A 21,695-nucleotide genomic window follows, 5' to 3' on the forward strand; every position below is an offset into this window, starting at 1 on the left:
GAAGCTCTGACACTGGAAACCAGGAGGCACCGGCATGGCCACCTTCAAGTACGTCGCGGTCGGCCCGGACGGGAAGCGGGCCACCGGCGTGCTCACGGGCTCCAGCGTCGACGGCGTGACCGACAGCCTGACCCGGCAGGGCTACGACGTGCAGTCGGTCACCGCCGCGAGCCGTAACCTGCTACGGCTCGAACTCACCGCGGCGAAGATCAACCTGGTCGAGCTGAGCAACTTCTCCCGCCAGATGGGCGCCTTCATCAAGGCCGGAGTGCCCATCCTGGACGCCCTGGAGATCATCCGCGCCGAGACCAAGGACAAGAAGCTGGGCAAGGTGCTCATCGATGTCATGGACTCGCTGCGATTCGGCGAAAGCTTCGCCGCCGCGATGGCCGCCCACACCGCGGCGCTCCCCCCGTTCTACATCTCCGTCCTCCGCTCGGCAGAGGCGACCGGTGAACTCGACGTGGTGATGGCCCAGTTGGCCCGCTACATCGAGCGCGACGTCGAGGGCCGGCGCAGTATCCGCTCCGCCCTGACCTATCCGATCCTGGTCATGGGTCTGGCCGTCGTGGTCGTCCTCATCCTCGTCATCTTCGTCCTGCCCCGCTTCAAGGTGTTCTTCGCGTCCTTCCACGCGGAACTGCCGCTGCCGACGCGGATCCTGCTGGGCTTCACCGACTTCGTCACGGCCTGGTATCCGGTCATCATCGGCGTGCTCGTCGCTCTCGTCGCGGCAGTGCTCGCCGGTCTGCGGACCGAGCGGGGGCGCGTACTGCGTGACCGTTTCCTGCTGGCGACGCCGGTGGTCGGCGACGTGGTCCGCTTCATGGTCATCGAACGGTTCTGCCGCATCCTGACCTCGATGATCAAGGCGGGCGTGCCCATCACGGAGGCGCTCAGCCTGGCCGGCTCGGGCGCCAACAACCGGGTGTACGAACGGTCCATCGGGACGGCCCAGGTGGAGATGCTCGAAGGCGGCGGCATCTCCCGGCCGATCGCCCGCACCAAGCTGTTCCCCGGGGCGGTCACCCAGATGATGCGCGTGGGGGAAGAGACCGGGACCCTCGACGACCAGCTTGAGAACGTGTCGGAATTCTACGAGAAGGAACTCCAGCACAAACTCAAGCGGCTGACCAGCCTGTTCGAACCGACCGTCGTGATCATGATCGGGGTCGTCGTGGGGTTCGTGGCCGTCGCCCTCATCTCGGCGATCTACGGCGTCTACAACCAGGTCAACGTCCAGTGACCGGCCTGGCACGCCGCCCACGCCGCCCACACCACTCACGCCGCCGCGGCGAAGAGGGCGAGACTCTGGTCGAGGTTCTCGTCGCCGTGGTGCTAATGGGTGTTGCCTTCGTGGCGATCCTCGGGGGCATGGGCACCGCGATCATCAGCTCGGTGACGCAGCACAAGGTGACCAGTGCCGATTCCGTCATCCGCAGCGCCGCAGAGAAGGTCGTCAGCGACCCGTACATGTCCTGCGCCCGTAGTTACGAGACTCCGGCGCCGCCGTCCGGGTACACCGTGACCGTCACGATCGAGTACTGGGACGGGGTGGGTTCGTTCGGCCGGCCCTGCCCGACGGCCGATACCGGAGTGCAGAAGGTATCGCTCACCGTGCACTCGACCGGCCCGCACCCCGTCCGGGACGCGACGCTCGAAGTGGTCAAGCGGGAGTCGATGCTGTCATGACGACACAACAGCCGACTGTGCGCTCGGAGTCGGGGTTCACCCTGACCGAATTGCTGGTCACGATCGTCATCCTGGGCATCATCGGGACACTGCTGCCCAAGGCGATCATCCTCGGACTGCGGTTCACCGCGGGCACCGAGAAGCGGGTGGCAGCCACCAGCGCGCTGGGCACCCTCAACCGCTACTTCTACGGCGACGTGCAGAGCGCGGACACCGTCACGACCGACCCGGCGTGCGGCGTCACCGACGTGATCGTGCACCTGAGCCGGCCCGGCACCGACGTCGTCTACACCTACGGCCGGCCGACCGGCGCCCTCGACCGGGTGAAGTGCACCGACGGAGGTGTCGTCACCACGTTGCTGGGCCGGATCGACAACCCCGCATCGACCCATCCGGTGGTTCTGAGCTGCGGTGCCGAGACCTCGTGCACCCCGCCCATGGAGGTAACGCTGACCGTGCAGAGCGACCCCGCCGCGCCCGCGACGGCCCTCACCGCCGTCCGACGAGCGAGCTCGTCATGACCGGCCGCCTGAATCCGCGCCGCCCGCGCGACGACGAACAGGGCGCGACACTGATCCTCGCGCTGGCCTTCGTCGTCGTCTTCAGCCTGGTCACCGTGTCGGTCCTGTCCTTCGCCGGCACGGGACTGAAAGCCGCGAGCGTGTACGTCGACCAGGGCAAGCGGAGCTACAGCGCGGACGGTGCCACGCAGCTCGCGATCAAGAACTTCTCGCAGGGCAACCCGTGCGCCGACTACACCGGCCCGCCGATCAACGGCCGGCAGATGATCGTCCACTGCGACCCCCTCAACGCGTCTCCCGCAACCGCGCGCGCGACCCAACCGCAGGACGCGCTGCGCAGCATGGGCCGGACGGCGAAGGACGGCATCAACGTGACCACGCACGGTCTGCGCGTGCAGGGCAGCGTGTTCTCCCACTCGGACATCACCACCGGCGCCGGCGCCTCGATGAAGGTGTCCGGCGACGTGTCCGCCGTCGGCGACTGCTCCAGTGCCGTGTCACAGACCCAGTTGCCCCCGGCCCAGGCGCCGTACGTGCACGACTGCGCCAACGACACCCCATCGGCTCCCGCCGACGAGGCCGTGGGCGCCGACCCGGACTACACCCCGCCGGCCACGGCCGTCCCGGTCCGGCAGACGGTGCCCGCGTGCCCCGACGCCGGTTCCTGGCTGGTGCGGTTGCGGCCCGGCTACTACGACGACGCCCGCGCTCTCACCCGCCTCACCGGTGGCGATTGCCACAACGTCGTCGTGTGGCTGCAACCGGGCATCTACTACTTCGACTTCACCTTCACCGGCGGCACCGCGGTCTGGACGGTCGACGACCCCACGGTCAGCGTGGTCGGCGGCACGCAGGCAGGCTGGGATCCCGGGGCCCCCGCCCGCCCGGCCATCCCCGACCCGGGCGGTTGCGACAGAACGCGGCCCGAAGGCGTCGAGGTCATGATGGGCGGCGGCAGCCGATTCCAGGTCGACCGTGGACACGCCGAACTGTGCGCCCCGGTGACGCCGGACGCGCAGCAGGTGGCGGTGTACGGGGTCCAGCCGCCGAAGCCGTCACACACGCTGAAGCCGACAGCGGTGGTCACGAACATCGGTTTCGCCAACCCGGGCCACGCTCTGACCAGTGGCGAACAGCCGACCCTGCCCGGGTGTTCGCAGCCAACGGGCACCGCGGGCTGCACGGCCGACGCTGTCCTCGACCCGGCGAAACGTCAGTCGGCCTCGATGCAGCTCGCCGGCTTCACCCCGCAGGTGCCGCCCGGCTCGGTCATCACCAGCGCGAAGCTGCGTGTCAGGCACGAGGACGACGGTGACCTGACCGCCCCCGGCGCGGTGAAGGTCACCACCGCCGTCGGCGGAGACATCTGCCGCACCGACAACCTGCCCCGGCACACGGCGCTCGCCACGGATCCTCCGATCGACCTGCTGGGTGCGTGCGGGCTCGCCGACCCGACTCGGCTCACCGACCTGGCAGTGACCTACGCCGCCACCCTGGACACCGACGGCACCTCCGCCAAGGAACGCCTGGACGGCATCTGGCTGGAGGTCGCCTACCGCACACCGACCACGTTCAAGCCGACCGCCGTGACCGCATCGACCGGGTTCACCGCTACCGGCACCCATCCCAACGACGCCCTGGAGATCGGCGAGCAGCCGGCACCGTCGGTGGCCGGCGCCGATCTGACCACGGCGGCCCCGTCCGCCTCGATCACCCTGGCCGGGTTCGGCCGGCCGCCCCTGCCGCCGGGGTCGACGATCGACTCCGCCGTGCTACGGGTGGCCCATCGGGAGACCGGAGGCGCAGCGGCGCCCAGAATCACCGTCACCCCCGGGGACGGCGGTGGCGGTTGCACCAACCTGCCGCTCACCGCGCGGGCCGGCCTGGGCGACGACCGTGTCGACCTGAAGACATGCGGTATCACCGACCCCGCACAGCTGACCGGCCTGACCGCGACCTACGCCGCCGGACTGAAGGCGGGCGGCGCAGCGGGCGCCGATTCCCTGGACGGCATATGGCTCGAAGTCGTCTACGACCCGCCGCCGCCCCGGCCGGCGACGAGCGCGGAGTCGACGACGTTCACCTCCGCGAGCAGCGCCAAGGCGATCGACGGCGCCAACACGGCCCACGCCACACTCGACTCGGTCACCAGGCCGACCGCCACCATCGACCTCGGCGGCTACGACACCGTTGCGGTGACGGCAGGCTCGGTCCTGGACGGGGCCCTGCTGCACGTCGCGCATCGCGACGATCCCGGGGCGGCCGGAGGACCGCCGCCGAAGGTCGCGGTCACCCTGACCGGGCCCGGCATACCCCACTCCTGCGCCACCTCGCAGAAGCTCACAGCGCACCAGGACGCCCTGACCACCGACACCCTGGACCTGGTCGCCACCTGCGGACTGACCGACCCCGCCCAGCTGACCGGCGTGGTCGTGACCTACACCGCCACCCTCGGTGCCGGCAGCACCACCGCCACCGATCAGCTCGACGGCGTCAGCCTGGAACTGTCCTACCGCCCCCCGACCCCGGTACGGCCCACCAGGGCGACCAGCACCGCGACGCCCACCGCCGCCGCGTTCCTCAACCCCAAGAACGCGCAAGCGATCGACACCACCACCTCGACCTCGACGCTTGCCACGGTCACCCCGTCGGCGTCGATCCGGCTCGACGCGTTCGCGACGCTGCCCCTGCCGGCGGGGGCGGTGATCGACAGGGTCGAGCTACGCGTATCCCACCAGGACGACGACACCACCCCGGCACCGCACTCGCCGACGGAGCCACCCACAGCCGCGCTGACCGTCTCCGGCACCGGCACCGCCTGCGACGCGGACCATGCCCTGACCGCCCATGAAGGGGCACTCGGTGTCGACGTGGTCGACCTCGGAGCCTGCGGGGTCACGAAGGACGACCAGTTGTCCAAGCTCGCTGTCGACTATGCGGCGACGTTGGGCAAGGGCAGTACCGACGCCACCGACCAGCTCGACGGCGTCGAGCTCGACATCGTGTTCCGGGCCCCGTCCATCAGGGCCCTGTCCGGCTGCGTCACCGCGAGCAGCGGCTGCGCGGTGCTGAAGTCGGCCGACGACGCCGACACGACGACCGATCACAGCCGCCTGGTGATCAACGGCACCGTCTACGCGCCGACCGCTGCCGTCGACCTGTCGATGAGCCAGGTCAGCTCGCAGGTCGTCACCCGCGGCATCATCGCCCGGACCATCGATCTCGGCATCAGCCCGACCACCGGATACCTCCGTCCGGTGATCGGAATCCCACCGGAGCCGGTGCTGTTCACGACCTATCCGGCCGTGACCGCGAAACCGGCGTCGGTCACCGCGATCACCAGGTTCACACCCCCGGCTCCCGGCGCGCCCGTCGACGTAACGGACGCCACCATCCCCGGCGGTGGCCAGGCGTCCCTCACGTTGGGCGGCTACGCCCAGCCGGCACCGGCCACGACCGGACCGCTCGACCACGTCGTCCTGCGGGTGGCGCACCACGACGACGGCGATGTGGAGTCGGTGAAGATGTCGGTGGACTTCACCGGCAGCACCTGCTCCGGCGTCAACAACTCACTGGACGTGCCGGTCCATCTCGGTTCGAGCGGCCCGGTGACCGACCAGGTCGACCTGGCACCGTGTGGCCTGACCAAAGCCTCCCAGCTGGCCGGGCTGACCGTGACCTGTACCGTCACCGCCGGGAGCGGCGGCGCGACCGAGCACCTCGGCGGCACCCGGATCGACCTGCTGTCCGGCCCGCTCGTCCAGGCCGCCGTGTCCTTCGACGGCCACGCCGGCACCGTCAAGCAGTGGACGGTCCTGCCATGAGCAAACACGCCACCTTGGAGGCCACCATGCCCGGGCCGAGTTCCGCGAACATTGACCACCTGCTCGGTGAGCTGTGGGAGCGGGGCGGCAGCGACCTGCTGCTCACCGCCGGATCGGCGCCGTTCCTCCGCGTCGACGGCGCCCTGCGACCGGTCGAGGGGGCCGCGCTGACCGAGCCGGAGGTCGATCGCCTGGTGACCGGGGTGCTGGGCGAGGAACTCACGGAACGGTTCCGCCAGGAGAAGCAGGTCGATTTCGCGTTCAGCTGGGGGGAGAAGGCCAGGCTGCGCGGGAACGCTTTCGTGCAGCGCGGCGCGTCGGCGCTGGCGCTGCGGATCATCCCGTTCGACGTGCCGTCGTCCGAGCAGCTCGGGCTCCCCCCGGTCGTCATCGGATGGGCGGGCATGCCGCGCGGGTTCGTGCTGGTCACCGGGCCGACCGGTTCTGGGAAGTCGACAAGCCTGGCGGCGCTCCTCGACTACGTCAACACGCACCGGTCGGTGCACATCCTCACCATTGAGGACCCGATCGAGTACCTGCACCGGCACAAGCGCTCGGCGGTCAACCAGCGTGAGGTCGGTACCGACACCGACTCATTCCCGGCCGCGCTGCGCTCGGCCCTGCGCGAGGATCCCGACGTCCTGCTCCTCGGCGAGATGCGCGACCCGGAGAGCATCTCCGCGGCCCTGACCATCGCCGAGACCGGGCACCTGGTGTTCGCGACCCTGCACACCAACGACACGTCGCAGACGCTGGACCGCATCGTCGACGTGTTCCCGGCCGAGCAACAGCCGCAGATCCGGCTGCAATTGGCGCATACCCTGGTCGGCATCCTCAACCAGACGCTCATCCCCCGGGTCGGCGGGGGCCGGGTGGCCGCCTTCGAGGTGCTGGTAGGCACGTCGGCGATCCGCAACCTGATCCGCGAGGGCAAGACTCGCCAGATCCGCAACATGATCTCGACCGGCCACCGTGAAGGCATGCAGACTCTTGAGACCAGCATCAACGCCCTCGTCGCGGCAGGCACCATCGCCTACGAGGACGCCGTGTCGTACACGGCCTGCCCGGAGGACATCCAGCGGCCCCACGTCCCGGTCGGTCGCATCTGACCGCCCGTTGGGCAGCGTCTCGAAGTGACAGCCTGGACCACGGAGGCCGATCGCGCGGGATTCACTCCGCTCGACGACGAGTGCGCCCCGCGACGTGACCGGACTTCACGTGGGCGTCTGTCGCCGGAGTCGGTGTTCGGCGCTCTTTTTCGGTCCGAGGTTCGGAATGTGTGCAGGTCAACGCACCCGACCTCGCGGCTTCAGGGCCACGGGGGGCAGTTCGGGGGCGGTCAGCCGATCGCCGTCGTAGCCCTTGACCTCACCGAAGCGGGTGCCCTCCTCCCAGTCCGAACGGGCCTGTGTGATCTCGTCGTTGGAGCGGCCGATGAAGTTCCACCACATGACGATCTCCTCCGCGAACGGCTCGCCGCCCAGCAGCATCAGGCCCGCGTCCGAGACAGCGCGCAACGGCAGTTCCCTGCGTCCGCAGCCGAGATAGAGCATCGAGCCGGGCTGGACCGGTACGCCGTCCACGGAGGCCTCGCCCGACATCGCCAGGACCGCGTACTCGAAGTCCGGATCCAGTGGCAGGGCCGCCTCCGTTCCCGCGGCGAGGGCCAGGTCGGCGCCGACCAGCGGGCTGTACGTCGTGCCGGGGGAGAGGGTGCCGTCGAGTTCGCCCAGAATGACCGTTGCCGTGAGACCCGGGGCCTGCACGGTCGGCAGGTTCGCGTGGTGCTGGAAGTGCGGCTCGACCGTGCGGTGGGCTCCGGGCAGTGCGACCCAGAGCTGCGCGCCGTGCAGATAGCGGGCGTGCTTGGCGGGGCTCTCCTCCGAGTGGCTGATCGCCCGGCCCGACGTCATGAGTCCCAGCTCGCCCGGGCGCACGGTCTGCAGGCTGCCCGTGCTGTCCCGGTGCAGCACTTCCCCCTCGTGCAGCCAGCTCACCGTCTGGAGGCCCATGTGGGGGTGCGGCGGGATCTGCATTCCGGGTTCGCCGGCGATGTCGTCGGGTCCGTAGTGGTCCACGAAGGCCCAGGCGCCGATCATGCGGCGGCCGAGATTGGGCAGCAGTCGGCGTACCTCGGTCGATTCGCCGAGTTTCACCTTGCGTGGGCTGAGAAGTTCGCGGACCGGCTCGCCCGGGACGAAGCCGCGGCCGCCGCAGACGGAGAGGGTCGCCTGGCGATCGAGATTGCTCATGCTGCCCAACCTAGACCCGGGGCGGGGCGCCGCACATCCGATGACACCTCTGGACGCGAAGGCGGCCGCAAGTACGCTCCGGCGCGACCGCAAGTGATCTGCTCGGCACGAGAGTTGCGGCTTCGTGGCCAAGGGCGTGCGAAACCACCGCCGGCAGCGTTATGTTCAATTACGGAACTAAATGCACGGCTACGCGGACGGATGGAGAGACAGTGGGTCAGCACCTCGCGGATACAGCGGCGGAGGCCGGCGGCACGGACGTATCGGGAGCGGGCAGTCTGCCTGCGGACGCGCTGCGTGAGCTGCTCCGGGGCCTGGACGTCCTGTCGGGGGAACTGCCCGAGTTCGACCCGGGCGCCGCCCCGGCGGATCCCACTGCGCTCTTCACCGAATGGCTTCTGGGGGCAGTGGCAGCAGGCGTTCCCGAACCGCACGCGATGACCCTCTCCACCGTGGACGCCCAGGGGGATCCCGCCGCGCGTGTGCTGATCCTCAAGGGCCTGGACGCGAACGGCTGGAAGTTCGCCGTGCACGGCGAGAGTCCGAAGGGCCGGGAGCTGGCCGGACGCGGGCGCGCCGCGCTCACCTTCTACTGGCCCCTCCAGGCGCGGCAGGTACGGGTACGGGGCCCGGTGGCCGGCGAGTCCGCCGAGCGGAGCGCGGCGGACTTCCTCGCGCGCTCCCCGGCGGCCCGTGCCGAGGCGCTGCTCGGTCTGCAGAGCAGGCCGCTCCAGGACCTGGTGGAGCGGGACGAGGCGACCCGTCAGTCGCTGGAACGGGTCGGCCGCGAACCGGGGCTCGTCCCGCCGGAGTGGACGCTTTACGCACTGCGCCCTGAGAGCGTCGAGTTCTGGCAGGGGGACGGCGACCGCCGGCACACCCGGCTCAACTACCACCGGAACGGGGAGGGATGGGACAAGTGCCTGCTGTGGCCCTGACAGGTCGCTGAGAACCGCGTTCATCCTGGCCCCGGACGCCCCGGACGCCCCGGACGCCCCGGACGGATTACGGCCCCGGGTGTCCCGGGCTCCTGACCGTCCCGCTCCGCACACCCGAACGGGCCATCAGGGCGGGCACCGCCCCCGGCGTCGGACTCCAATGGACGGATGACCGCGCCTCCGCACGACTGCCTCGCGCGCAATGAGTGGATCTGTGGTGCGTATCTGTCGACCCGCAAGTCCATCCTGTGGGACGCGGCCCTCCAGCACGTCCAGCTGACGGCCGTCTCCGTGCTGGTCGGGCTGCTGCTCGCCGTCCCCCTCGCCGTAGCGGCGCGCCGCTGGCGGTGGGCCGCAGGTCCGGCGCTCGGGATCACCACCGTGCTCTACACGATCCCGTCCCTCGCGATGTTCTCGCTGCTCCTGCCGGTGTACGGGCTCTCCGCCTCGCTGGTGATCGCCGGGCTCGTCCTCTACTCGCTCACCCTGCTGGTGCGGAACATCCTCGCCGGGCTGCGCGCCGTGCCCGAGGAGACGCGGCAGGCCGCCCGGGGCATGGGATACGGGCCGATCCGGCTGCTGCTCGCCGTCGAGCTGCCGCTGTCGCTCCCCGCCGCGATGGCGGGACTGCGTATCGCGACCGTCTCGGCCGTCTCACTCGTCACCGTGGGCGCCATCGTCGGATACGGCGGTCTCGGCAACCTCATCTACAGCGGGATGAACAGCTACTTCAAGGCCCAGGTGCTGACAGCCTCCGTGCTCTGCGTGCTCATCGCCGTCGCCGCCGACCTCGTACTCCTCGGTGTGCAACGGCTGCTCACACCATGGACCCGCGTATGAACACGCTCTCCTCCGCCTGGTCCTGGCTCACCAGCCCGGCCAACTGGTCCGGCAGCGACGGAATCACCCACCGGATCACCCAGCACATCTTCCTCACCGTCGTCTGCCTCGCGCTGAGCTGCCTGATCGCGCTGCCGGTCGCCGTGGTGCTCGGTCACATCGGCAAAGGAGGCGCGCTCGCCGTCAACATCTCCAACGTCGGACGTGCCGTCCCCACCTTCGCCGTGCTCGTCCTGCTGCTGCTCACGCCGCTCGGTATGCACGGTGAATGGCCGACCATTATCGCGCTGGTGCTCTTCGCCGTACCGCCGCTGCTCACCAACGCCTATGTCGGGATGCGCGAGGTCGACCAGGACGTGGTCAGTGCGGCCCGGGGGATGGGCATGACAGGGCGACAACTGCTGTTTCACGTGGAACTGCCGCTTGCGTCGCCTTTGATCCTCACCGGGATGCGGATCGCCGCCGTACAGCTGGTCGCCACGGCCACCCTCGCGGCGCTCGCCGGCGGTGGCGGTCTCGGACGGATCATCACCGCCGGTTTCAATCTCGCCTCCACGCCGCAGGTGGTGGCGGGCGCGCTGCTGGTAGCCGTTTTCGCGCTGCTGGTGGAGGCGGTGTTCGTGGTCGGCCAGCGGCTGGCGCCCGCGTGGGCGAGAGGCAGTACGGAGTGAGGGCGCGCCGGGCCGGAACCCGGCTGCTGCTGGGATCGCTCCTGCTCACAGTCACGGCCTGCACCACCGGCCCCGCACTGGAGAACCGCGGAACGGTCACGGCGCCGCCCGGCGACAGCAAGCAGCTGACCATCGGCACCGCGGGCTTCACCGAGAGCGATCTGCTCGCCCAGATGTACGCGCTGCTGCTGCACCGGGCCGGATACCGCACCGGCATCCTGTCCGTGACCAACAGGGAACTCTACGAACCGGCCCTGGAGAGCGGACAGATCGACGTCGTGCCGGAGTACGCCGCCACCTTCGCCGACTGGCTGAACACCAAGGTGAAGGGCTCAGGGGCGCCGCCCGCCGGATCGCCCGACCGCAGGGCCACCATGAAGGCTCTGCGCGGCCTGGCGACACCGCGCGGTCTCACGGTCCTGAATCCGGGACGGGCCGTCGACCAGAACGCCTACGCGGTCACCGCGGCCTATGCCGCACGGCACCATCTGAAGACCCTCAGCGATCTGGGGAAGTCCGGACTCCCGGTGAGGCTCGCCGCCGGTGACGAATGCGTCCAGCGTCCTTACTGCGAGCCCGGGCTGAAGAAGACGTACGGCATCCGCATCACCGGGATCGACCCCAAGGGCGTCGGCACCACCCCGGCCAAACAGGCGGTGCAGAACGGGCAGGACCAGATGGTGCTGACGACGACCACGGACGCCACCCTCGGCGCCTTCGGCCTCGTCATCCTCCGGGACGACAAGCACCTGCAGAACGCCGACTGCATCGTGCCCGTCGTCAACCGGTCCCGCGCAGGGAGCCGCGGTGTCACCGGCGCGCTCGACCGGCTCAACGCCGTACTGACCACCAAGGACCTGGCGTCGCTCAATGAGCAGGTGGACAGCTGGCGGCGGCTGCCCGAGGACGTCGCCAGGAACTACCTGCGCTCGAAGCACCTGCTCTGAACGGCCCGCCGCCGCGCCGCCGCACGTTAGCCGCACCGCCGCACAGTCAGCCGCACCGCCTCACAGCTGCGTAACCGTCAGCGCGCTCACACGTCTGCGATGGAGGTGAATTCCACCTCGTCCCGCGTGAGCCCGTGCGCGTCCGCGTCCACCGAGCGCCGCAGCGCCTCGTGCAGTTTGGCCGGAGTCAGCACACCGAGGAACCGGTCCCCGTCCAGCACCGCCACCCACCCGGCGTCGTGCTGCAGCATCTCGCTGAACGCCTGCTTCAGCGGCGCCCCCACCGGAACCCAGGCCTCCATCCGGCGGGCCAGCGGTCCCACCGCGCCGCTCGCCCCCAGGAGCGAGTCGGTGGCCACCCAGCCGTGCAGCCCGCCGTCCTGCCGCAGGACCACGGCCCACCGCGCCCCATCGGCGCGCAGGCGTCCGGCAACCGTCCCGGCCGTCTCGTCGAGACGGGCCACGGGCGGCTGTTCCAGGTCGTCCGTCTCGATCCGGGTGACGGAGAGCCGTTTCAGCCCGCGGTCGGCGCCCACGAACTCGGCCACGTAGGGAGTCGCCGGCGTACCGAGCACCGCTCCCGGGGTGTCGAACTGCTCGATGCGCCCCTCCCCGTACACCGCGATCCGGTCACCCATCCGCACGGCTTCCTCGATGTCATGGGTCACCATCAGCACCGTCTTGTGCACCGTCGCCTGGAGCTTGAGGAACTCGTTCTGCAGCCGCTCGCGCACCACGGGGTCGACCGCGCCGAACGGTTCGTCCATCAGCAGGACGGGCGGATCGGCGGCGAGCGCCCTGGCAACCCCGACCCGCTGCCGCTGGCCCCCGGACAGCTGCGACGGGTACCGCGACCCGTAGGTACCGGGGTCGAGTCCGACCAGATCGAGGAGTTCGGCGGCGCGCTCCCTGGCCCTGGCCTTCTTCCAGCCGACCAGGGCCGGCACGGTGGCCGTGTTGTCGAGGACCGTGCGGTGCGGGAAGAGGCCCACCTGCTGGATGACGTAGCCGATTCCGCGCCGCAGCCGGACCGGGTCGATGCCGGAGATGTCCTTGCCGTCCACCAGGATCCGGCCGGAGGTCGGTTCGATGAGCCGGTTCACCATCATCATCGTGGTCGTCTTGCCGCAGCCCGACGGGCCGACGAGGGTCACCAGTTCGCCCTCCGCGACCTCGAACGACAGATCGTCCACAGCCGCCGTGCCGTCCGGGTAGACCTTGCCGACCTGCTCGAACTCGATCATGGATCAACGCTAACCGCCGGGGCCGCACCGCGCTCACCAGCGGCACCTGCGGGGAACGGGCGCCCCTGGGCGCGTGATGGCCACCGGCGGGGCCACATCCGGTGAACCGGGAGGGTTGGTCGAGATACTGAAACGAGCGATGAATCGTTTCAGTATCCCGAGGGGGCGGTTGTTTGTCCAGGGCGGATTCCATGGGTGGCCCAAGCTGTCAGGCGCGGCGAAATTTTCTGCTGCACGCCCATTGACGTGGGGCGAACGGCGCCCCTAGCTTCCGTGCAATCGAGTTGAAACCTTTCATGTGTTCGAGGCGCGTACCCTCAGCCACCGAGGAGCTTCCATGACCCAGTCCGACCCGGGCGCGGGCCCTGCTCCCGTGCTCGCGCTGGAGGACGTCTCCAAGTCCTTCGGCGCGGTTCGGGCCCTCCAGGACGTCTCCCTGCACCTGTTCGCCGGTGAGGCTCACGCCCTCGCGGGGGAGAACGGGGCGGGCAAGTCCACCCTCATCAAGATCCTCGCCGGCGTGCACAGAGCCGACGCAGGCCGGATTCTGCTGGACGGCGAACCCGTCGAGTTCCATGGACCGGCCGACGCCCGCGACGCGGGTGTCGCCGTCATCTACCAGGAGCCGACGCTCTTCCCCGATCTGTCCATCGCCGAGAACATCTTCATGGGCCGTCAGCCGCGCCGGGCGCTGCGCCGTATCGACCGCAGGGCCGTGCACGAGGCGACCGCCGCGCTGATGCGCAGGCTCGGCGTGGCACTCGACCCCGCACGGCCCGCACGCGGACTGTCCATCGCGGACCAGCAGATCGTCGAGATCGCCAAGGCACTCTCCTTCGACGCCCGGGTCCTGATCATGGACGAGCCGACCGCCGCCCTCACCGGGAGCGAGGCGGCCCGGCTCTTCGCGGTGGTCGAGACGCTGCGCGGCGAGGGAGCAGCGGTGCTCTTCATCTCGCACCGTCTTGAGGAGATGTTCCGGCTCTGCCGGCGCGTCACCACCCTGCGCGACGGGCGGCTGGTCGCCACCGAGCTCCTCGACGGACTGGCCGAGGACGACCTCGTACGCCGGATGGTGGGACGTGACCTCGGCGAGCTCTACCCCAAGCAGCCGGCCGCGCTCGGTGAGACCGCCCTGTCCGTCAGCAGGCTGACCCGCGAAGGCGTCTTCCGGGACATCAGCTTCGACGTGCGCCGCGGCGAGATCGTCGCGCTCGCCGGGCTCGTCGGCGCCGGGCGCAGCGAGGTCGTCCAAGCGGTCTTCGGTGTCGACCGGGCGGACGCGGGCGAGGTGACGGTGAACGGGCGGCGGCTGCCCCCCGGTTCACCCACCGCGGCGATGGACGCCGGGATCGCCCTCGTCCCGGAGGACCGGCGCCAGCGCGGTCTCGTCATGGAGATGTCGATCGAGCGCAACATCGGCCTCACCGGACTCGGCAGCCTCGGCCGCGCGGGCCTGGTGCGCCGGAGGCTGGAGACCGCGCGGGCCGCTGACTGGGCGGTACGGCTCCAGCTCAAGTACAGCAGGCTCGGCGCCGGCGTCGGAGTGCTCTCCGGCGGCAACCAGCAGAAGGTCGTCCTCGCCAAGTGGCTGGCCACCGAACCCGATGTGCTCATCATCGACGAACCCACCCGCGGTATCGACGTGGGCACCAAGGCCGAGGTCCACCGGCTGCTCTCCGGGCTCGCCGCCGAAGGGCTCGCCGTCCTGATGGTCTCGTCCGATCTGCCGGAGGTCCTGGGCATGGCGGACCGGGTGCTGGTCATGCGTGAAGGGCGGCTGGTGGCCGAAATCCCCCGCTCCGGCGCCACCGAGGAGTCGGTGATGGCCGCGGCGGCGGGACGCAGCGGTACCGAGGAGGACGCGGCGGCATGACCACCACGCTCGACAAGCCTCTGCCCGCACCGGACTCCGCGCGCTCCCTGCTCGACGCCGTCTTCCGCGCCCGCGAACTGAGCATCGGCGGCGCGCTGGTGCTGCTCATCCTCTGCACCTGGCTCACCAACCACGGCTTCCTCGACGACCAGGGCATCAAGGACCTGCTGCTCAACTCCTCGATCCTGGTCCTGCTCGCCGTCGGCCAGTCCGTCGTCGTCATCACCCGCAACATCGACCTCTCGGTCGGCTCGGTCACCGGTCTTACGGCCTTCGCCTGCGGCCACTTCGTGTCCGGCACCGACCACAGCGCCGTCACCGTCGTCCTGCTGGGGCTCGGGCTCGGTGTGGTCTGCGGCCTCGTCAGCGGAGCGCTCGTCAGCTTCGGACGGGTGCCCGCGCTGGTCGTCACGCTCGGCATGCTGTACGTCGTCCAGGGCGTCGACCAGGCCTGGGCGCACGGCGAGCAGATCAACGCCGTCAACGTCCCCGACGGCGTGCTTTCGCTCGGCACCGGCAGCGTCCTCGGCATCCCCTATCTGCCGCTGATCTCCGCGGCCGTCCTCGCCGGGACCGCGTACTACCTGCGGAGCTACCGCAGCGGACGCGAGCTGTACGCCATCGGCTCCAGCCCCGAGGCCGCCCGGCTCGCGGGCATTCCGGTCCGCCGCCGGATCCTCGGCGCGTACGCCTTCTCCGGTGCGGTCGCCGGATTCGCCGGGGCGCTCTGGCTCGCCCGCTTCGGCACCGTCGTCGCGGACGCGGCCAACGGCTGGGAGCTCACCGTGGTCAGCGCCGTCGTCGTCGGCGGTGTCGCCATCACCGGCGGCACCGGCGCGGTCTGGGGAGCGGCGCTCGGCGCGCTGCTGCTCACCACCATCGGCAGCGCCCTGGTCGTGCTGAAGGTCGACTCCTTCTGGCAGCAGGCCATCACCGGCGTGCTGCTGCTGGCGGCCATCACCACCGACCGCATCGTGCAGGTGCGCACCACCAGTGCCCTGCGGAAGAGGAGCAGGCGATGACCACTCTCACCAAGTACGTGCGCTGGGACACCGTCGTCACCGTGCTCCTGGTCGCCGTCTTCCTGGCGGGGGCGGGCACCACCGACGGCTTCGCCGACACCTCCAACCTCTCCGCCGCGCTGGACGACACCGCGGAGATCGCCCTGATCGCCCTGCCGATGACACTGCTGGTCGTCGCCGGACAGGTGGACCTCTCGGTGGCGTCGATGCTCGGGCTCTCCAGCGCCCTGGCCGGGGCCCTGTGGGACGCGGGCTGGACCTTCGAACTGATCGTTCCCGTCTGTCTGTTGGTGGGTGCGGCGGGCGGTGTGCTGAACGGCTGGCTGGTCACCCGGATCGGACTGCCCTCGCTGGCCGTGACCATCGGGACGCTCACCCTCTACCGGGGACTGGCGTCCGTGGTCCTGGGGGACAAGGCCGTCGCCGACTTCCCCGACGCGTACGCGAAGTGGGCGGCCTACACCAGGACGGTGCCCGGCACGTTCGTGCCGTACCCGGTCGCCCTGTTCATCGTGTTCGCCGTGATCACGGCCGTGGTGCTGCACTGCACGGGGTTCGGCCGCTCGCTCTTCGCCATCGGCGCCCAGGAGGACGCGGCGTACTTCGCGGGCATCCGCGTCAAGCGCATCAAGATCGCCCTGTTCGCGGTGTCCGGACTCGTCGCCTCGTTCGCCGGGATCGTCTACACGCTGCGCTACGGAAGCGCACGCGCCGACAACGGCATCGGCCTCGAACTCACCGTCATCGCCTCGGTCCTGCTCGGCGGAGTCGACTTCGACGGCGGAAAGGGAACGCTCGGCGGCGCGGTCGCCGGGGTCCTGCTGATCGGACTGCTCGGCAATCTGCTCACCCTCAACGATGTGTCCAACGAGGTCCAGGTGATCGTCACCGGCCTGCTGCTCATCGCGTCCGTCCTCACTCCGCGCGTCATCAGCGCGGTATCGGAACGGCGCAGCACCCCCGACCAACTCACCCCCGGCCAACTCCCCGACCAGACACGACTTGAGAGGCCCTCCACATCATGAAGTCCCTTGTCGCGAACCCCCTTGCCCGGAAAGCTCTTGCCCCGGAAGCCCGCAGCACGGGGCCACGCATCCGCGCGCTCGCGGTCACCGCCGTGGTCTGTTCCCTCGCTCTCGCGGGCTGCTCGGGAACCACCAAGAACTCGGTGAAGAACGACGACAAGCCGGCCGAGAGCGGTCAGAAGGCCAACCCGGACGCCCCGCTGAAGAAGGGGCTCAAACTGGCCTTCCTGCCGAAGCAGATCAACAACCCGTACGAGCAGATCGTCGACAACGCGGGGATCGCCGCCGCCAAGGGGTTCGGCTCCAGCGGCAAGGAGGTCGGCCCGTCCGACGCCAAGGCGTCCTCCCAGGTCTCGTACATCAACACCCTGACCCAGCAGCGGCAGAACGCCATCCTCATCGCGGCCAACGACCCCAACGCGGTGTGCGGCCCGCTCAAACAGGCCATGAAGCAGAACATCAAGGTCGTCGCGTACGACTCGGACACCGCCAAGGACTGCCGGCAGATCTTTATCAACCAGGCCAGTTCCGAACAGATCGGCCGCACCCAGATCCAGCACATCGCCGAACAGCTGCACTACAAGGGCCAGATCGCGATCCTCTCGGCCACCCAGAACGCGACGAACCAGAACACCTGGATCTCGTACATGAAGGACGAGCTGAAGAAACCGGCGTACAAGAACATGAAGCTCGTGAAGGTCGCCTACGGGGACGACGACGACCAGAAGTCCTTCCAGGAGACGCAGGGGCTGCTCAAGGCGTACCCGAAGCTGAAGGGCATCATCTCGCCCACGACCGTCGGTATCGCCGCGGCCGCCCGGTACATCAGTGCCTCCTCCTACAAGGGGAAGGTCGTCGTGAACGGTCTGGGTACGCCCAATCAGATGCGCAAGTACGTCAAGGACGGCACCGTCGCGCAGTTCGCGCTCTGGGACCCCAAGAAGCTCGGCAAGCTCGCGTCGTACGCGGCGGCGGCGCTCGCCTCCGGGCAGATCACCGGGGCGGAGGGCGAGAAGTTCAAGGCCGGTGACCTGGGTGACTACACCGTCGGGAAGGACGGCGAGGTCATCCTCGGCCCGCCCACCGTCTTCGACAAGGCGAACATCGACCGGTTCAACTTCTGAGCCCCGCAACCCGAGCACACAGCGCACGCAGCACGGACAGGACGGGAGCACTGGACACCATGACCGCCAGGACCGCACGGACACCCGCCGTCGCCCGCAGGCCCAAGGTCGGACTCGTATCGGGCGGGCTCGGCGCGTACTGGCCGCAGTTCCCTGAACTGCTCCCGCAGTTGCGCCGCTCCGCGGCCAGGGTGGCGGAGCGGCTGCGCGGGCTCGACGCGGAGGTGGTGGACGCCGGGTTCGTCTCCGACGCCCAGGAGGGCGCGGAAGCGGCCGAGCGGCTGCGTGCCGCGGGATGCGACCTCATCGTCTGTTTCCTCGCGACGTATCTGACCGCCACCATGCTGGTCCCGGTGGCCCGGCGCAGCGGTGCTCCCGTCCTGCTCGTCAACCTCCAGCCCACCGAGTCGATGGACCACGACTCCTTCGGTACCGGTGACTGGCTCGCGTACTGCGGCGCCTGTCCGCTCCCCGAGATGGCCAACACCTTCGAGCGGGTGGGGGTGGAGTTCCGCTCGGTCTCCGGTCACCTGGAGGACGAGCGGGCCTGGGAGCGGATCGGCCGCTGGGTCCGCGCGGCCGGTGTGCGGGCCGTGCTGCGCCACGGCCGGCACGGACTGCTGGGACACCTCTATCCGGGGATGTACGACGTGTCCACCGACCTCACCATGGTCCCGGGCAGCCTCGGCGGACATGTCGAGGTGCTGGAGATCGACGACCTGCGGGTACGGGTCGCGCAGGCCGGTGACGACGAGACCGAGGCGAGACTCGCCGAGACCCGGCGGCTCTTCGACATCGATCCATCCGTCGCAACCGACGACCTGCTCTGGGCGGCCAGGGTCTCCGCGGGGCTCGACCGGCTCGTCGCCGACTTCGACCTCGACTCGCTCGCGTATTACCACCGTGGCCTAGACGGCGACATCCACGAACGGCTGGGCGCCGGGCTCATCCTGGGCGCCTCGCTGCTGACCGCGCGCGGGATACCGGCCTGCGGCGAGTACGAACTGCGCACATCGCTGGCCATGCTGATCGCCGACCGGCTCGGCGCCGGAGGCTCCTTCACCGAACTCCAGGCGCTGGACTTCCGGGCCGGTGTGGTCGAGATGGGCCACGACGGCCCGGGTCATCCAGCCCTCAGCGAAGGACGCCCGCTGCTGCGCGGTCTCGGGGTGTTCCACGGGAAGCGCGGCTGGGGTGTCTCCGTCGAGTTCGACGTCCGGCACGGTCCGGTCACCCTGGTCGGACTCGGGCAGACCCGGGACGGCCGCTACCGGATCGTCGCCGCCGAGGGCGAGGTCGTCGGCGGTCCACGGCTGAAGATCGGGAACACCACGTCCCGGGTCGACTTCGGGGTGGACCCGGGGGAGTGGACCGACCTCTGGAGCGCGAGCGGTGTCGGGCACCACTGGGCGCTCGCCACCGGGCGGCTGCTGCCCGACCTGCGGGCGCTGGCCGGTCTCGGCGGCCCGGAACTGGTGGAGGTCACCGCCTGACAGCCCGCCCGACGCAGTCGGCCGACCGCCCGACACCGACCGCCGGACATGGTGGATCATGAGGGTGCCGCACGTCCGAAGGGTGCCGCACGTCCGATCAGGAGCACCGATGACCCGTTACCACCAGCCCGGCCTCGTCCTCACCGATCACCGGTTCCAGGTCCCCCTGGACCACGAGCGGCCGGACGGGGAGCAGATCGAGCTGTACGCCCGCGAGGTCGTCGCATCCGGCAAGGAGGACGCCGGACTCCCGTGGCTGGTCTACCTCCAGGGCGGGCCCGGATTCGGCGCGAACCGGTTCCACGGCAAGCAGGCCTGGCTGGGGCGCGCCGTGCGGGAGTTCCGGGTGCTGCTGCTCGACCAGCGCGGCACCGGATCCTCCACACCCGTCAACCGCCAGACGCTTCCGCTGCGCGGCGGCCCCGCCGAGCAGGCCGGCTATCTGACGCACTTCCGCTCCGACTCCATCGTCCGGGACTGCGAGATCGTCCGCCCGCGGCTCACCGGCGGTGCGCCGTGGACCGTACTCGGCCAGAGCTTCGGCGGGTTCTGCGCCGTCCGCTACCTCTCCGCGGCGCCCGAGGGTCTCGCCGCTGCGCTGATCACCGGCGGGCTCCCCACGCTCGACGGGCACGCCGACGACGTCTACCGGGCCGCCTACCCGCGGATCGCCCGCAAGACGGCCGCCCACTACGCCCGCTACCCGCAGGACGTCGCCAACGCCCGCCGCATCGCCGCCTTCCTGCGCGCCAACCGCCCGGTGCTGAACAGCGGCTACACCCTCACCGTCGAGGCCTTCCAGTCCCTGGGCATCGCGCTGGGCGGCGGCGACGGCAGCCACGCCCTGCACTACCTTCTGGAGGACGCCTTCGTCGAGACCCCGCAGGGCCCGCAGCTCTCGGACTCCTTCCAGGAGCGGGTGCACGCCGCGCTCTCCTTCGCCGCGCACCCGCTGTACGCGCTCGTCCACGAGGCGATCTACGGCCAGGACAGCCGCCCCACCGACTGGTCGGCCGAGCGGGTGCGCGCCGAATTCCCCGCCTTCGACGCCGAGCGGGCCCTCGCCGGTGACGCTCCGCTGCCCTTCACCGGCGAGTCCGTGCACCCCTGGCACTTCGAGGTGGACCCGGCCCTTCGCCCGCTGCGCGAGACCGCCGAGCTGCTCGCCGCCCGTACGGACTGGCCCCGGCTGTACGACAGGGACCGGCTCGCGGCGAACGAGGTGCCGGTCGCCGCCGCCGTCTACCACGACGACATGTACGTCGACACGGAACACGCGCTGCGCACCGCGCGGGCCATCCGCGGGCTGCGCACCTGGGTCACCGACGAGTTCGAGCACGACGGGGTCAGGGCCGGCGGGCCGCGGGTGCTCGACCGGCTGCTCGCGCTGGTCCGGGGCGAGGTCTGAGGCGTTGCCGCCGACGGCCGGGTGGGCGATCATGCGGTCATGACCGAGCAGCTGGAGCCCATGCCCGACCAGTGGGAGCGCGCACTCGCCGTCGTCGCCCACCCCGACGACCTGGAGTACGGCTGCGCCGCCGCCGTCGCGGGGTGGACGGACGAGGGGCGTGAGATCTCGTATCTCCTCGCCACGCGCGGCGAGGCGGGCATCGACGGCGTCGAGCCCGCCCGGTGCGGCCCGCTGCGCGAGCGGGAGCAGCGGGCGAGCGCCGCGGTCGTCGGCGTGCGGTCGGTCGAGTTCCTGGACCACCACGACGGAGTGATCGAGTACGGCCCGGGGCTGCGCCGGGACATCGCGGCCGCCATCCGCGGACACCGTCCCGAGCTGGTCATCACGCTCAACCACCGGGACACCTGGGGCGGTGTCGCCTGGAACACGCCGGACCATGTGGCGGTCGGCCGGGCAGTGCTGGACGCGACCGGCGACGCGGGGAACCGCTGGATCTTCCCCGAGCTTGCCGCGCGGGGGCTCCAGCCGTGGAACGGTGTGCGCTGGGTGGCGGTCGCCGGATCGTCCTCACCGACGCACGCGGTGGACGTGACCGGTGGTCTTGAGCGTTCGGTGCGTTCCCTGCTCGAACACCGCACCTATATCGAGGCGCTGACCGACGAGGACCCCGAGACGTACTGCCGTACCTTCCTGACCGGGAACGCCACGGCGGCGGCCGCACGGTTCGGCGGCAGGCCCGCGGTCACCTTCGAGCTCTTCCCCCGCTGAACCGCACCCCCTAGTCTGATGGGCCGTCAGTTATGGCGTCCCGGGCC

General features: G+C 70.3%; 18 protein-coding genes. 16 read left to right on the forward strand and 2 right to left on the reverse strand.

Features of this window, described 5'->3' with window-relative positions; all coding sequences use genetic code 11:
* Window positions 1-34: 34 nt before the first annotated feature.
* Genes OHB13_RS34475 through OHB13_RS34495 form a run of 5 tightly spaced genes read left to right on the forward strand, consistent with a single transcriptional unit; the run spans window position 35 to window position 7,146 of the window.
* The gene (locus OHB13_RS34475) at window positions 35-1,246 is read left to right on the forward strand and encodes a type II secretion system F family protein (protein ID WP_328379765.1); all 1,212 of its coding nucleotides are present in this window, start codon (window positions 35-37) and stop codon (window positions 1,244-1,246) included.
* Window positions 1,243-1,692, forward strand: coding sequence for a prepilin-type N-terminal cleavage/methylation domain-containing protein (locus tag OHB13_RS34480; protein ID WP_328379766.1), 450 nt, complete (start codon window positions 1,243-1,245; stop codon window positions 1,690-1,692). The genes OHB13_RS34475 and OHB13_RS34480 overlap by 4 nt, the downstream gene beginning before the upstream one ends.
* Window positions 1,689-2,213, forward strand: a complete 525-nt coding sequence (locus OHB13_RS34485) for a prepilin-type N-terminal cleavage/methylation domain-containing protein (RefSeq protein ID WP_328379767.1) — start codon at window positions 1,689-1,691, stop codon at window positions 2,211-2,213. The genes OHB13_RS34480 and OHB13_RS34485 overlap by 4 nt, the downstream gene beginning before the upstream one ends.
* Window positions 2,210-6,037, forward strand: a complete 3,828-nt coding sequence (locus tag OHB13_RS34490; protein ID WP_328379768.1) for a hypothetical protein — start codon at window positions 2,210-2,212, stop codon at window positions 6,035-6,037. The genes OHB13_RS34485 and OHB13_RS34490 overlap by 4 nt, the downstream gene beginning before the upstream one ends.
* Window positions 6,034-7,146 carry a type IV pilus twitching motility protein PilT gene (locus OHB13_RS34495; protein ID WP_323183960.1) on the forward strand — a complete coding sequence of 371 codons (1,113 nt, stop codon included), beginning with the start codon at window positions 6,034-6,036 and terminating at the stop codon, window positions 7,144-7,146. The genes OHB13_RS34490 and OHB13_RS34495 overlap by 4 nt, the downstream gene beginning before the upstream one ends.
* 177 nt (window positions 7,147-7,323) lie before the next feature.
* On the opposite strand, the gene OHB13_RS34500 is transcribed toward OHB13_RS34495, so the two are convergent.
* Window positions 7,324-8,289 carry a pirin family protein gene (locus tag OHB13_RS34500; protein ID WP_328379769.1) on the reverse strand — a complete coding sequence of 322 codons (966 nt, stop codon included), beginning with the start codon at window positions 8,287-8,289 and terminating at the stop codon, window positions 7,324-7,326.
* Between the two features lie 212 nt (window positions 8,290-8,501).
* Here OHB13_RS34500 and OHB13_RS34505 point away from each other — a divergent pair, with 212 nt between their 5' ends.
* The 4 genes from OHB13_RS34505 to OHB13_RS34520 all read left to right on the forward strand — a co-directional run bounded on the left by OHB13_RS34505 (window position 8,502) and on the right by OHB13_RS34520 (window position 11,685).
* Window positions 8,502-9,227 carry a pyridoxine/pyridoxamine 5'-phosphate oxidase gene (locus OHB13_RS34505; RefSeq protein ID WP_405755021.1) on the forward strand — a complete coding sequence of 242 codons (726 nt, stop codon included), beginning with the start codon at window positions 8,502-8,504 and terminating at the stop codon, window positions 9,225-9,227.
* A gap of 168 nt (window positions 9,228-9,395) precedes the next feature.
* Complete coding sequence (locus OHB13_RS34510) at window positions 9,396-10,067, forward strand: ABC transporter permease (protein ID WP_328379770.1); 672 nt, start codon at window positions 9,396-9,398, stop codon at window positions 10,065-10,067.
* Window positions 10,064-10,738 carry an ABC transporter permease gene (locus OHB13_RS34515; protein WP_328379771.1) on the forward strand — a complete coding sequence of 225 codons (675 nt, stop codon included), beginning with the start codon at window positions 10,064-10,066 and terminating at the stop codon, window positions 10,736-10,738. Before OHB13_RS34510 ends, OHB13_RS34515 begins: the two co-directional genes overlap by 4 nt.
* Complete coding sequence (locus OHB13_RS34520; RefSeq protein ID WP_328380459.1) at window positions 10,735-11,685, forward strand: ABC transporter substrate-binding protein; 951 nt, start codon at window positions 10,735-10,737, stop codon at window positions 11,683-11,685. Before OHB13_RS34515 ends, OHB13_RS34520 begins: the two co-directional genes overlap by 4 nt.
* Before the next feature lie 86 nt (window positions 11,686-11,771).
* On the opposite strand, the gene OHB13_RS34525 is transcribed toward OHB13_RS34520, so the two are convergent.
* Entirely contained in the window at window positions 11,772-12,929 is a 1,158-nt protein-coding gene (locus tag OHB13_RS34525; protein WP_266861949.1) for an ABC transporter ATP-binding protein, read from the reverse strand.
* 337 nt (window positions 12,930-13,266) lie between these two features.
* On the opposite strand from OHB13_RS34525, the gene OHB13_RS34530 reads away from it, so the two are divergent.
* From OHB13_RS34530 to OHB13_RS34560, 7 genes are all read left to right on the forward strand, one after another.
* Window positions 13,267-14,805, forward strand: coding sequence for a sugar ABC transporter ATP-binding protein (locus tag OHB13_RS34530; protein ID WP_328379772.1), 1,539 nt, complete (start codon window positions 13,267-13,269; stop codon window positions 14,803-14,805).
* Window positions 14,802-15,827, forward strand: a complete 1,026-nt coding sequence (locus OHB13_RS34535; protein WP_328379773.1) for an ABC transporter permease — start codon at window positions 14,802-14,804, stop codon at window positions 15,825-15,827. Before OHB13_RS34530 ends, OHB13_RS34535 begins: the two co-directional genes overlap by 4 nt.
* The gene (locus OHB13_RS34540) at window positions 15,824-16,852 is read left to right on the forward strand and encodes an ABC transporter permease (protein WP_328379774.1); all 1,029 of its coding nucleotides are present in this window, start codon (window positions 15,824-15,826) and stop codon (window positions 16,850-16,852) included. The genes OHB13_RS34535 and OHB13_RS34540 overlap by 4 nt, the downstream gene beginning before the upstream one ends.
* Entirely contained in the window at window positions 16,849-17,976 is a 1,128-nt protein-coding gene (gene rhaS, locus OHB13_RS34545) for a rhamnose ABC transporter substrate-binding protein (RefSeq protein WP_328379775.1), read from the forward strand. Before OHB13_RS34540 ends, rhaS begins: the two co-directional genes overlap by 4 nt.
* A 59-nt stretch (window positions 17,977-18,035) precedes the next feature.
* Window positions 18,036-19,469 (forward strand): L-fucose/L-arabinose isomerase family protein, encoded by a 1,434-nt coding sequence (locus OHB13_RS34550; RefSeq protein WP_328379776.1) that lies wholly within the window; start codon window positions 18,036-18,038, stop codon window positions 19,467-19,469.
* A gap of 109 nt (window positions 19,470-19,578) precedes the next feature.
* On the forward strand, window positions 19,579-20,877 hold the full coding sequence (locus OHB13_RS34555) for an alpha/beta fold hydrolase (RefSeq protein WP_328379777.1): 1,299 nt from the start codon (window positions 19,579-19,581) through the stop codon (window positions 20,875-20,877).
* A 39-nt stretch (window positions 20,878-20,916) separates the two neighbouring features.
* Window positions 20,917-21,648 carry a PIG-L deacetylase family protein gene (locus tag OHB13_RS34560; RefSeq protein ID WP_328379778.1) on the forward strand — a complete coding sequence of 244 codons (732 nt, stop codon included), beginning with the start codon at window positions 20,917-20,919 and terminating at the stop codon, window positions 21,646-21,648.
* The last annotated feature ends 47 nt before the right edge of the window (window positions 21,649-21,695 follow it).

Source organism: Streptomyces sp. NBC_00440, from assembly GCF_036014215.1.
GTDB lineage: Bacteria > Actinomycetota > Actinomycetes > Streptomycetales > Streptomycetaceae > Streptomyces.